General features: G+C 63.6%; 11 protein-coding genes and 1 pseudogene. 7 read left to right on the top strand and 5 right to left on the bottom strand.

Going from position 1 to position 12,345, the window contains the following annotated elements:
* The first annotated feature begins 1 nt into the window (after position 1).
* Entirely contained in the window at positions 2-574 is a 573-nt protein-coding gene (locus EN845_RS30930; RefSeq protein ID WP_127873466.1) for an SIS domain-containing protein, read from the top strand.
* The gene (gene gmhB / locus EN845_RS30925) at positions 567-1,229 is read left to right on the top strand and encodes a D-glycero-beta-D-manno-heptose 1,7-bisphosphate 7-phosphatase (RefSeq protein WP_127873465.1); all 663 of its coding nucleotides are present in this window, start codon (positions 567-569) and stop codon (positions 1,227-1,229) included. Before EN845_RS30930 ends, gmhB begins: the two co-directional genes overlap by 8 nt.
* Here the strand turns inward: gmhB and EN845_RS30920 are convergent.
* Together EN845_RS30920 and EN845_RS30915 are read right to left on the bottom strand one after the other, a co-directional pair.
* Positions 1,226-2,020, bottom strand: a complete 795-nt coding sequence (locus EN845_RS30920) for a glycosyltransferase family 2 protein (protein ID WP_127873464.1) — start codon at positions 2,018-2,020, stop codon at positions 1,226-1,228. The two genes, gmhB and EN845_RS30920, sit on opposite strands and share 4 nt — an antisense overlap.
* Positions 2,021-2,266: 246 nt before the next feature.
* Positions 2,267-2,746: an Lrp/AsnC family transcriptional regulator gene (locus EN845_RS30915; RefSeq protein ID WP_127873463.1), complete on the bottom strand. Its 480-nt coding sequence runs from the start codon at positions 2,744-2,746 to the stop codon at positions 2,267-2,269.
* A 262-nt stretch (positions 2,747-3,008) separates the two neighbouring features.
* Here EN845_RS30915 and trxB point away from each other — a divergent pair, with 262 nt between their 5' ends.
* Positions 3,009-3,983, top strand: coding sequence for a thioredoxin-disulfide reductase (trxB, locus tag EN845_RS30910; protein WP_127873462.1), 975 nt, complete (start codon positions 3,009-3,011; stop codon positions 3,981-3,983).
* A 91-nt stretch (positions 3,984-4,074) separates the two neighbouring features.
* Positions 4,075-4,971: a LysR family transcriptional regulator gene (locus tag EN845_RS30905; RefSeq protein ID WP_127873461.1), complete on the top strand. Its 897-nt coding sequence runs from the start codon at positions 4,075-4,077 to the stop codon at positions 4,969-4,971.
* Between the two features lie 21 nt (positions 4,972-4,992).
* Here EN845_RS30905 and EN845_RS30900 read toward each other — a convergent pair.
* Both EN845_RS30900 and EN845_RS30895 read right to left on the bottom strand, forming a co-directional pair.
* Positions 4,993-5,489 (bottom strand): annotated as a pseudogene (locus tag EN845_RS30900) (isoprenylcysteine carboxylmethyltransferase family protein).
* Between the two features lie 726 nt (positions 5,490-6,215).
* A complete protein-coding gene (locus EN845_RS30895) occupies positions 6,216-8,267 on the bottom strand; it encodes an elongation factor G (RefSeq protein ID WP_127873460.1) in 2,052 nt (683 codons plus the stop codon).
* A gap of 396 nt (positions 8,268-8,663) precedes the next feature.
* On the opposite strand from EN845_RS30895, the gene EN845_RS30890 reads away from it, so the two are divergent.
* Positions 8,664-9,059 carry a cupin domain-containing protein gene (locus EN845_RS30890; RefSeq protein WP_127279112.1) on the top strand — a complete coding sequence of 132 codons (396 nt, stop codon included), beginning with the start codon at positions 8,664-8,666 and terminating at the stop codon, positions 9,057-9,059.
* Between the two features lie 75 nt (positions 9,060-9,134).
* Here EN845_RS30890 and EN845_RS30885 read toward each other — a convergent pair whose 3' ends face one another.
* On the bottom strand, positions 9,135-10,337 hold the full coding sequence (locus EN845_RS30885) for a pyridoxal phosphate-dependent aminotransferase (protein ID WP_127279114.1): 1,203 nt from the start codon (positions 10,335-10,337) through the stop codon (positions 9,135-9,137).
* 216 nt (positions 10,338-10,553) lie between these two features.
* Here EN845_RS30885 and EN845_RS30880 point away from each other — a divergent pair, with 216 nt between their 5' ends.
* Together EN845_RS30880 and EN845_RS30875 are read left to right on the top strand one after the other, a co-directional pair.
* A complete protein-coding gene (locus EN845_RS30880) occupies positions 10,554-11,450 on the top strand; it encodes an EAL domain-containing protein (RefSeq protein WP_127873459.1) in 897 nt (298 codons plus the stop codon).
* Positions 11,447-12,301, top strand: coding sequence for an EAL domain-containing protein (locus tag EN845_RS30875; protein ID WP_127873458.1), 855 nt, complete (start codon positions 11,447-11,449; stop codon positions 12,299-12,301). The genes EN845_RS30880 and EN845_RS30875 overlap by 4 nt, the downstream gene beginning before the upstream one ends.
* Positions 12,302-12,345: the final 44 nt, after the last annotated feature.

The following is a 12,345-nucleotide window of genomic DNA, read 5'->3' as shown; positions in this document are numbered from 1 at the left end:
CATGTCCGAATTGAACGACTATCTGGTCCGCTCGGCGGCCGCCATCACTGCCACGGTCGAGCGCGACCTGAGCAGCGAGATGGAACGTGCGGCGAGTGCCGTCGTGTCGGCGCTTTCCTCCGGAAAGGCTTTGCTGGTCTGCGGCAATGGCGGCTCGGCCAGCGACGCCATCCATATCGCCACCGAACTGGTCGGCCGCTTCCTGAAGGAGCGCAAGGCCTACAATGTGATTGCGCTGCCGGCCAATGCCGGGATGCTGACCGCCTGGGGCAATGACTACGGCTTCGATACGGTGTTTTCGCGCCAGGTCGAGGCACATGGCGCTGCGGGCGGCGTGCTTCTGGCGATCTCGACAAGCGGCAATTCGCCGAGCATCCTTGCCGCCGCCGAACAGGCGCGGATGATGGACATGACAGTCATCAGCCTGACCGGGGATACCGGCGGCAAGCTCAAGCCGCTCACCGACATCCTGCTCAACGTACCGTCGACCTCGACGCCGATCATCCAGCAGGGGCATCTGTGCCTCTATCACTATCTGTGCGAGGTGGTCGAAGCGCGCCTGTCGAATGGCTGACAGGATCGGGACGCCGCACCCGCTGACCGAACCGGGCTTGTGGGTGGAACGGATCGGCGGCCGGGTTTTCCCGGCACACCTGCCGGCGCTGTTTCTCGACCGCGACGGCACCATCAATGTCGACACCGACTATCCCAGCGATCCGGCCGAGATCGAGCTCAGGCCCCGGATGCTGCCGGCGATCGCCGCCGCCAACCGGAGGGGGATACCGGTGATCGTCGTCACCAACCAGTCCGGCATCGCGCGCGGCTATTTCGGCTGGGACATTTTCGCCAGGGTGAACGCCCGCGTGCTCGAGTTGCTGGACAGAGAGGGTGTGTTCGTCGACATGGTGCTGGCCTGCGCCTATCACGAGGCGGGTATCGGGCCTCTCGCTGTTGCCGATCATCCGATGCGCAAGCCCAATCCGGGCATGCTGATCGAGGCGGGCAGGCGCCTTGATCTCGATCTCCGGCGCTCCCTGATGGTCGGCGACAAGCTGGCCGACATGCAGGCGGGCCAACGCGCTGATCTGGCGCAGGGCTGGCTGGTTGACGGTGAGGCGGCGGCACTTCAGCCTGGCTTCGCCATCAGGCGCTTGCATGACGACCGCGATCTCGGCGGTCTGCTCGCCGCCGTGGAGACGCTCGGTCGGGACCGCGGCCTGTCGGCCTAGGCCTTATCGTCGCGCTGCGAGGCTTCGTAGAGCTTGGCCTCGGTGGCGAAGGAATAGATCATCACCGACATCGAGTAGACGAAGCCGTGGCGGCCGCACAGGAAGTAGCGCTTGGCCAGGTAGAATTTCAGGAAGTTGCCGAACGGTGACAGCACCAGCCGCGCCAGGCCGGGCTTCTTGCCTTTCTCGACCAGCGTCACCGCCTTGAGGCTGGAATAGGCGTTGGCCCGGGCAAGATCCTCCTCGACCGATATTTCACGGCGATGCAGCAAGACACCGTCCTCGATCGTGTCGGTCTCGCCCGGCACGCGAACGGATTCATGCACCCGCGCCGTGAGATCCATGGCGGCGCCTTCCCTGCGGAAAAGCCTGAGCAGCCTGTTGTGCAGGACCCAGCGATGGGCATAGCCGTAGCCCTTCAGCCAGTCGCGGCGGCGCATGTACCATCCGCTGGCCTTGCCGCCGGCCGCCTGGGTGATGGCCACGATCGACTGCCGCAGCCGGTCGTCGACACGCTCGTCCGGGTCGATCGAAAGGCACCACGGCTGGTTGGCATGGTCGAGCGCGAACTGCCGCTGGCGGGGGAACCCCGGCCAGTCATTGTGCAGCAGCGTTATCGGATAGCCCTTGGTGATATAGCTTTTCACGCATTCGACGGTGCCGTCCGTCGAGCCGGAATCGACGATGATGATCTCGGCGCAGAAATCGATGCTTTCCAGGCACGGGCCGATCATGTCGGCCTCGTTCACGCAGATGATGAGCGCCGAGACCGGGCTTGCAAAACGGGTCATGGTCCCCTTCCCATGCGGATTCTCCCGGATTTCACGCTGCTCGCGCCATCTGTTCTCAAGCAATCCCGGGCGGAAAACCGTTACACATTTTTTCTGGAATGGCTTGAGAAACCAGTCAAGCGCCCAGTCAAGCAGTGAAGTCCGGCAGAGCCGTTCAGCCTTGTATATCAACGTCTTTCGAATACCAACGCGGCGCCGGTGTGGCGAAGGTCAGGAATTCGCCTATCGCGCGGGCGTCGCCTGGCCTCAGGGTCGCTCGAACGACACCAAACCCTCATCCTTGACGCGACGAATGGTGAGCGCGGTGCGTACCGTGTCGACGTTCGGCGTCGAGGTCAGTTCCTCGATGACGAAGGTCTGGAAGCTGCCGAGGTCGCTTGCCACGCAATGCAGCAGGAAATCGGACTCGCCCGACACCATCCAGGCATCGCGCACGATCGGCCAGCCGCGCGTGCGGTCGGCGAAGATGCGAAGTTCAGCATCAGCCTGGTGATGCAGCCCGACCAGGCAAAAGGCGACGACATCGAGGCCGAGCGCCGGGGCGTTGAGCAGCGCGCGGTAGCCACGGATGATACCGGCTTCCTCCAGCCGCTTGACCCGGCGCAGACAGGGCGGGGCCGAAATGCCGACGCGGTTCGAGAGCTCGACATTGGTCATGCGCCCGTCCGACTGAAGCTCGCGCAGGATCTTCCAGTCGATGGCGTCAAGGTCGGCCTTGAGGGGCATTAGGGTTCTCGATGATCAGTGTGGCGCAAGAATCTTTCGCGATTTTGTAATTAAACGACTTTTGTGTCGAAGCCAGCCCTCGTCGACGCGATTTTGGACAGGTAACGAAAGCGCTCCTCGCGCGAATATCCACATGGGCCGAAGCTTTCCGGGGACGACGGGCCGCTCGTCTTGCTGGCGTGGCTGGCAGCCCTTACATTAAGCGCGACATTCCACGTCTTTTTTCCAAGGCACACTCGTGTCCGCCCCGTAGAGGCTCCAAATGACCACCAAGCATGCGCCCGTTCTCATCATCGGTTCCGGTCCGGCCGGCTATACGGCGGCGGTCTATGCCGCGCGCGCCATGTTGAAGCCGATGCTCGTCGCCGGCCTGCAGCAGGGCGGCCAGCTGATGATTACCACGGACGTCGAAAACTATCCCGGCTTCGCCGATCCGATCCAGGGGCCGTGGCTGATGGAGCAGATGCTCAAGCAGGCCGAGCATGTCGGCACCGACATCATCAACGACATCATCACCGAGGTCGACCTCAATGTGCGGCCGTTCCGCGCCAAGGGCGATTCCGGCACGACCTACACGGCCGACGCGCTGATCATCGCCACCGGCGCGCAAGCCAAGTGGCTGGGCATTCCCACCGAGCAGGACTTCATGGGCTTCGGCGTTTCCGCCTGCGCCACCTGCGACGGCTTCTTCTATCGCGGCAAGGATGTCGCGGTGGTCGGCGGCGGCAATTCGGCGGTGGAGGAGGCGCTCTATCTGTCCAACCTCGCCAAGAGTGTCACCGTCATCCACAGGCGCTCGGACTTCCGTGCCGAGCGCATCCTGCGCGAGCGGCTGTTGAAGAAGGACAATGTCCGCGTCATCTGGGACACGATCGTCGACGAGATCACCGGCCGCCCCGGCAAGGCACCGCTGCCGCCTTCGGTCGAGGGGCTGAAGCTCAGGCATGCCGTGACCGGTGCCGAGAGCCACCTCAAGATCGACGGCGTCTTCGTGGCCATCGGCCATGCGCCCGCGGTCGAGTTGTTCGCCGGCAAGCTGAAGCAGAAGCCGAACGGCTATCTCTGGACAGCGCCGGACTCGACGCGCACCGACGTGCCTGGCGTGTTCGCCGCCGGCGACGTGACCGACGATATCTACCGCCAGGCGGTGACGGCGGCGGGGCTCGGCTGCATGGCCGCGCTCGAAGCGGAAAAGTATCTGGCCGGCATCGAGGTGCATCGCGAGGCGGCGGAATAGGCGGCTCGCAAAACTGTTAAAAAAACGGCTTAGAAGCGCCGTGTAAAAGCCTGATTTTTCATTCAAACGCCAACCGGAACGAGGGGAAATCATGGCGTTGGACTGGGACAAGCTACGCGTGTTTCACGCTGCGGCGGAAGCGGGGTCGTTTACGCATGCGGCCGAGACGCTGCATCTGTCGCAATCGGCGATATCGAGACAGGTGAGCGCGCTCGAACATGATGTCGGCGTGCCGCTGTTCAATCGTCATGCACGCGGCCTTGTGCTGACCGAACAGGGGGAGATGCTGTTCCGCACGGCGCATGACGTGCTGATGAAGCTGGAAACCATCAAGTCGCGGCTGACCGAGACCAAGGACCGCCCGTCCGGTGTGCTCAGGGTGACGACGACCGTCGGCCTCGGCGCCGGCTGGCTGACCGAGCGGGTGCAGGAGTTCATCGAACTCTACCCCGAAATCAGCCTGCAGCTGATCCTCGCCAACGAGGAGCTCGACCTCACCATGCGCCAGGCCGATTGCGCCATCCGGCTGCGCCAGCCGCAACAGCCGGACCTGATCCAGCGCCGCCTGTTCACCGTGCATTTCCATCTCTACGCGGCACCGTCCTATGTCGCCAAATACGGCAAGCCGGGCTCGATCGCAGAGTTGAGAAGCCATCGCATCGTCACCTTCGGCCTGCCTGTGCCGTCGCATCTGTCGGAGTTGAACTGGCTGGAGACGGTCGGTGATTTCGAGAGCGGCCGGCGCGTGCCGACACTGCAGATCAACGACATCCTGTCGATCAAGCGCGCCGTGCAGGGCGGCGCCGGCATCGCCATGCTGCCGGACTATGTGATCAGCAAGGATTCCGGCCTGGTGCAGCTTTTGCCGGAAACCGAGGTGCCGTCCTTCGACACCTATTTCGCCTATCCCGACGCGATGAAGAACCAGGCCAAGCTGCACGTGTTCCGCGACTTCATCATCGCCAAGGCCAGAAGCTGGTCCTTCTGATCCAGGGTCAGCTCCGCGAGCCTATCCTTTCCAGGGCGTAATCCGCGGCAGGCACCCCGGTACGTTGTGGCGGTAGGCTTTGTATTCGGCGCCATGGCGGCCGGCGAGCGTGGCTCCTCATAGAGCTTGACGAAGGTCACCATGGCAGCCGCCGCGATCGCCGCGTAGGTGGCGATCGACCAGCTCGAGAACAACAGCGCCTGGCCGATAATGATCGACAGCACGGCGACATACATGGGATTGCGGACATGGCGGTAGATGCCGCCGATCACCAGTCTTTCGGTTGGTGCGACGGGGGCCGGCGTGCCCAGCCCCTCCAGTGCGAAGCGGGCGAAGGCATGTAGCAGCACGGCGGCCGCGGCGACAATGAGGACGCCGCCGGCGACGACAAGGCCGGGCAGGGGCGACCATGGCAGGCTCCAGCGCTCGCTGAGCAGCCAGGGAATCAGCCCGGCGACCACGCCGGGGGCAGCAATCAGGAAAATGCCGCTGCCGGCAATCGCCGAAAACCTACGCATTGGTTGATCTCCGCTTGACTGCCTTGGAATTGAACCGCCGGTGCCTCATTCCACATCATCAGTGTTTTTCGGCATTTTGGAACAAAATCGGTTGGGATTGGCGTTTTCGAGACGACAATGACCCGAAAGTACGCTTCATTTTCACGATTCTGCTGGTCCTATTGGCTCCCTAAATGGGTTGGACCACAGCCTGTGCCTTTTTGCATGCGTGTGTTGCAAAATAGATGCTTGTTTCTTGGGCATGATGAGCACATATATAGATCATCTCCTGGGCGCGTTCTCCTCCCATTAGCGCCCTCGAGTGTTCCCCTCTGGAGGTTAGCCTTAACAGGCACTTCCAATCAAACTCAGCCGGATCTTCGTTGATCCGGCTTTTTTGTTGCCCGGACCCGGGCGGGACGAGCGAAAATTTCATCAGAATTGCCACGTAACAGTGTCATGTAACCTCTGGTAACATGACAACGATGCCTTCCGCTGCTATGTAGATGCTAGGACGCGGTGTGGTTCGGACGGGAGATGGGGGCATCACTCGTACGGCCCGGGCTCAGGCGGCTACCGCGTCCGAACCTTTTCCGCCGAAGTTCGGCGACCTACATGCGGCGGACCTGCCGTTTCTCCTCCCAAGAAAACGGTCCGCACAACAAAACGGCGTCCGGCCCCCCGGGCGCCGTTTTTGGTTTTTGCCCCCTCGATCCTTCGAGGGGGCTTCTCATGAAACGAGTGAAATCAGGCGGCCTTGCCGTTGGCGTTCATCGCCTCGTCGGCGAGACGGCCAGTCAGCTCGGCCATATGGTCGAAGGCGGCGCGGTAGCTGGCAACGCCTGAAGTGGCCGACCGCAGCTCGATGATCAGATCACCGATCTCGGCCTGCGGCATGGTCGCCTCGACGACATCCCATCCGGGCCAATCGGGCCGCGCGTCATAGCCGAGGATCTGGCCGCGCCGCTGCGGGATCAGCGCGATGATCTTCGATGTCGCGTCCGACGGCGTGACGATCTCGATCTTCATCACCGGCTCCAGAAGCACCGGCGAGCAGGCGGCCATGCCTTCCTTCATGGCGAGCTTTGCCGCCATCTGGAACGCCATGTCGGAGGAATCGACCGCATGGTAGGAGCCGTCCGACAGGTTGACCGCGACGTCAACCACGGGGAAGCCGAGCGGGCCGGTCTTCAGATAGTCGCGTATGCCTGTCTCGACCGACTGGATGTAGGTCTTGGGCACGACGCCGCCGGTGATGGTGTCGGTGAACTGGAAGCCGGAGCCGCGCGGCAGCGGCTTGATCTCGATCACCACATCGCCGAACTGGCCGTGGCCGCCCGACTGTTTCTTGTGACGGCCGCGCTGCTGCACCGGTTTGCGGATCGTCTCGCGATAGGGCACCGCCGGCGCATGGCCTTCGACCGGTATCTGGTTCTTGCCCTCCAGCCGCTCGCGCACCACGCGCAGATGCATCTCTCCGTGACCCGACAGCACGGTCTCGGCCGAGTCCTGGTTGTGGCGCAGGCTGAGCGAGGGGTCTTCCTCGGCCAGGCGCTGGATGGCCGCCGACATCTTGACCTCGTCCTTGCGCTCCTTGGGGCGCAGCGCGAAGGCGAAGACCGGCTGCGGCGGCTCGACATCGAAGAGCTGTTTGATGCCTCCCTTGGCGGAGCTGAGCGTCTGGCCCGTCTTGACCGCGTCCAGCTTGCCGAGCGCCACGGTGTCGCCGGTTCTGGCGGCGGTCAGCTTGACCTGGTCCTTGCCCAGCATCCTGTAGATGCCGGAAACCTTGGCGGTGTCGCCGCCGGGCAGCCACAGTTCCAAGCCGTCGGCGACCTGGCCCGACAGAATGCGTGACACCGACAGCTTGCCGCCATGCGGCGTGTGGATGGTCTTCATCACCTGGACCACCGTCGCGTTGCCGTCCGGGGCACCGAGCCGCTTGCGGGTCGCCTCGATGTCGGGCGCGTCGTGGCGGATCGTCTTCAACAGGCGCAGCACGCCATTGCCTTTCTCGGCGGTGCCGATCAGCACCGGTGTCACCGCGCCGTCGCGCAGATCGGCGGCGAGATCGTCGAAGATCGCGTCCCTGGGCGGCTCGATCTCCTCGAGCAACTGCTCCATCAGCTGGTCGTCATGGTCGGCCAGCGTCTCCAGCATGGAGAAGCGCGCCTCCAGTTCGCGCGCCTTGTCGTCGCCGGGTATCTCGGCCACCTCGCTCTCGGCGTACTCGCGGTAGATGTAGGCGCGCTCCAGCGCCAGATCGATCGAGCCGATGACGACGCCGTCCTTGCGCAGCGGAATCTGGCGCAGAAGCAGCGGCGCCGCGCTTGCCGGCTGCAGCATCTTCAGCGTGTCGCGCACGCCCGCGATCGCCTTGTCGACCTTGTTGAGGAACAGGATGCGTGGCACGCCGAGATCGTCAAGCTTGCGCATGATGAGCTGCAGGGCTGGGATCTTTTTTTCGTCGGCCTCGGCCACGACCACCGCGACATCGCAGGCGGCCAGTACCGGTTCGGCCTCGAAGGAGAATTCGATCGACCCGGGGCAGTCGACGAAGGTGAATTGCTCGCCCATGAATTCTGTGGTGGCGATCGACGCCTCGACGCTCATGGCGTGGGCGCGGGCCTCGAGCGAATGATCTGAAACGGTGTTGCCCGATGAAACCGGATTCTGGCGGGGGATGGCGCCCGTACGGGCCAATATGGCTTCGAGAAGTGTCGTCTTACCGCTTGCGAAGGGACCGACTATGGCAATGCATTTCGGTCCCGTGCGTCGTCCTCCGGCGCGAGTACCCATGGCTGACCTCCACTCAGGCGTTTCCCGTAGGACCGACTGGCATGCATGGTTCAGGCGTGGTCAATCGGTCCTGAGCGGCGGCCGGCCTGTTCGACCGTCGCGGGCGGGGTTCTTTTCATGTCCACCTGCCCTGATGCATCGTCCCACTTGTTTGCCGGCAGGGCAAGAAAAATAGGAAGCCGGCGCGGCTGGCCGGCTCAGGCGCTGAGCGCGAGCGGTTCGACCGAGCGCCCGGCAAACAGCGCGGCCGTCCCATGCGGGCAAGGTTCGTAGTCAAGAAAAATCAGGCCGAGCGGGCGACCCGGCCGGTTGCGTCCGGGCCAATCCGGGCCGAGAATGCATTTGACTTCAAGGGGCCGGCGCCTCGCCAGCTCCGACCAGTTCCAGGAACAGACGATGAAAATAATTGCTTGCGGCAGCGTGCCGACCATCATAGCGCCGGACAAATACTTCACCGGCCGGGTTCTGCAGACGCCGATCATCGAGACCGAGGCGCCGGCGCGGCTCAGGGCCACGCTGGTCAGTTTCGAACCCGGCGCGCGCACCCACTGGCACACGCATCCGCTTGGGCAGACGCTTTATGTCACCGCGGGCGCCGGCCTGGCCCAGACATGGGACGGGCCAATCCGGGAGATCAGGGCCGGTGACGTCATCTCCTTCGCGCCCGGCGAGAAGCATTGGCATGGCGCGGCGCCGAAATCGGCGATGACGCATATCGCCATGCAGGAGGCGCTCGACGGCATCCATGCCGACTGGCTGGAAGCAGTGACGCCGGCGCAATATGGCGGCTGAGTGCTGAGCCTGGATTGACGAACCCGGCGGTAACGCCTGAGCGTTGACGCCGGGTTTTGTTTTGGACTTACCAGATCAGGTCAGGGATGCCGTGAAGCGCTGGATGCGGGTGCAGGCTTCCTCCAGCAGCGTCTCCGAGGTGGCGTAGGAGATGCGGAAGTTGGGGCCGAGGCCGAAGGCCGAGCCGAACACCACCGCGACGCCCTCGGCCTCGAGCAGTTCCGAGCAGAAGGTCTCGTCGGTGTCGATCACCTTGCCGGCCTTGGTCTTTCTGCCAATCAGCTGGGCGCAGGACGGATAGACATAGAAGGCGCCTTCCGGCGACGGGCAGGTGATGCCGCGCGCCTGGTTGAGCATCGAGACGACGAGGTCGCGCCTGCCTTGAAAGATCGCCTTGTTCTTGGCGATGAAGTCCTGAGGGCCGTTCAACGCCTCGACCGAAGCCCATTGCGCGATGGTGCAGGCGCCCGAGGTCTGCTGACCCTGGATCATGTCCATCGCCTTGATCAGCTGAACCGGACCGGCCGCGTAGCCGATGCGCCAGCCGGTCATGGCATAGGCTTTCGAGACGCCGTTCATGGTCAGGGTGCGGTCGTAGAGCTTCGGCTCGACCTCGGCGATGGTCTTGAAGACGAAGTCGCCATAGGTCAGGTGCTCGTACATGTCGTCGGTCAGCGTCCAGACATGCGGATGCTTCAGGAGGACATCGGCCAGCGCGCGCAGTTCGGCGTGGGTATAGGCCGCGCCCGACGGGTTGGACGGCGAGTTCATCAAGAGCCATTTGGTCTTCGGCGTGATCGCCTTTTCCAGCACCGCCGGGGTCAGCTTGAAGCCGTTGTCGATCGAAGTGTCGGCAAACACCGACGTGCCGCCGCAGATCGCCACCATTTCGGGATAGCTGACCCAGTAGGGGCGGGGGATGATGACCTCGTCGCCGGGGTTCAGTGTCGCCATGAAGGCGTTGAACAGGATCTGCTTGCCGCCGGTGCCGACGATGGTCTGCTCGGGCTTGTAGTCGAGATTGTTCTCGCGCTTGAACTTTTTCGCGATCGCCTCGCGCAGCGGCACGATGCCCGAAACCGGCGGATACTTGGTCTCGCCACGGCGAATGGCTTCGATCGCCGCATTCTTGATGTTGTCGGGCGTATCGAAATCGGGCTCGCCGGCGCCAAGGCCAATGATATCCCGGCCGGCATTTTTCAGCTCGCGGGCTTTCTGCGTCACCGCGATGGTGGCGGAAGGCTTAACGCGGGAAAGGGTGTCGGCAAGAAAGGCCATGACCTTCTGTCTCTCCAAAGGATAGGCGCGGCCAGGAGCGGCCGCGGCGCTTCTCATGTCGCATCATTCCCCCCAGCGCAAGCCTTGTCGGCTGGGCCAGGTGGCGTGGCGCGGTCAATGAGGCGTGATCGGCAAAAGAAAGTTCATTAACGGGCGGTAGAGGCTTGCATGGCAGGATCGCGGTTCAATTCCGCCAGGTCGCGGAGCGAGGAACCCTTGTCACGCAGCATCGGACTTGCCCATATCATCCGTCATGATGACGGCACCTCGAGCGGTGTCTGGGGCATTTATACGCTGCAAAGCGCCTTCCAGCCGATCTTTGCCTTCAGCGAGGGCAAGCTGTCGGTCGCCGCGTTCGAAGGGCTGATCCGCCCGTTTCGCGACGGCGAGCCGCAATCGCCGATGACCTTCTTCTCGACATGTCCGGCGGCCGACCGCCTGCATGTCGAAGCGCTGACCAGGACACTGCATCTGCTCAATGCCGGCGCCTGCCTGCCGCAGGAGGCATCGATCTTCGTGAATTTCGATCCCTCGGTGTTCACCGAGCGATCGATCGTCGACAACGCCTTGCGTGACATGAGGCTAGTCCTGCACGAAGCCGGTATCGATCCGGGCCGCGTCGTGTGCGAGGTGACGGAGCAGAGATCGGCATCGCAGGAGACCCTGCACAGCTTCGTCACCGCGCTCAGAGCCAACGGCTTCCGGATCGCCGTCGACGACTATGGCGCCGACGATTCCGACATCACCCGCGTCAAGGAGTTGCGCCCCGACATCGTCAAGTTCGATGCGCACTGGATCACGCAACTGATGGAATCGGGCGCTGGTTTCGCGCTGCTGACATCCATGGTCAGGAGCTTCGAGGACCAGGGCATCCGCACCGTGTTCGAGGGCATCGAGGAAGGCTGGCAACTGGAGCTGGCCGAGCGATCGGGCGCCTCGATGGTCCAGGGCTACGTGCTGGCCCGTCCAGAACTCGCGCCGACAAGTTTCCGTGTTTTCGCGATGAGCAGTCCCGAACCTGTCCCCGCCGCAAGCCATACGACCGCTCCCGCCGCGGTTGCGCCGCGCACGGGGCGGCGGGCAAAGGCTTTCGGGCGCAGGATCGTGCCATGAGTGTCGAGCGCCGGCGCACCATTGGCGATGCGATCTTCGTCGATGAGATCGGCATCGAATATGGCATCCATGGCGACTTCCGCCTGCGCAGCGCCTACCAGCCGATCTACGCCCCGCACGGCGGCAGCTTGCACCCAGTGGCCGTGGAAGGCCTGATCGAGCCGCACCGGGCCGGCCGCCCGGGGTCGCCGCGGATGTTCTTCGACAGCGTCGCGGCCTCGGACCGCCTGTTCGTCGAAACCATGTGCCGGATGCTGCATCTCAGGAATTTCCACAATATCGGCGTCGATAGGCTCGACCTGTTCTTCAACTACAATCCACTGGTCAACGACCATGCTGGCCGGGCGCTGGCCGAGATCCGGCTGATGAGCCGGCATCTCGACGAACTCGGCCTGGCGCCCGCCATGCTGGTCTGTGAAATCACCGAACAGGCGGCGGACGATGCGCTGCTGGCCAGGCTGGTGCGTGAAATGCGGCGCGACGGCATCCGCATCGCCATCGATGATTTCGGGACCGGCCATTCGACCGAGGAGCGGGTGAGCCTGCTTCAGCCTGACATCGTCAAGATCGATGGCGGCTGGTTCGCGGAATTCTGCCGCCACGCCGCCGCGGAACGCTTCTTCCGCCCGCTGGTGTCCAGCCTGCACGACCGTGGCGCCAAGGTGCTGGTCGAGGGAATCGAGCAGCCCACCCACCTGCGCGTCGCGCTCGAAGGTGGGGTCGATTTGCTGCAGGGTTTTCTTCTCGGGCGTCCGGCGCTTGCCGGCACCATTTTCAACGAAGAGCCGCTTGCGGTCGATGTGCTGCTGGGCTTCGACAACAAGGTCGTGCCGCTGCATAAGCGGCGCTGATGGTCGCGCCAAAACAAATCATTGGTTGAGGATGCCGCCGCTGC

This window comes from Mesorhizobium sp. M8A.F.Ca.ET.202.01.1.1 (assembly GCF_004791595.1).
GTDB lineage: Bacteria > Pseudomonadota > Alphaproteobacteria > Rhizobiales > Rhizobiaceae > Mesorhizobium.
Note: the sequence above shows the minus strand (reverse complement) of the source record. Positions and strands in the feature narration are given on the sequence as shown.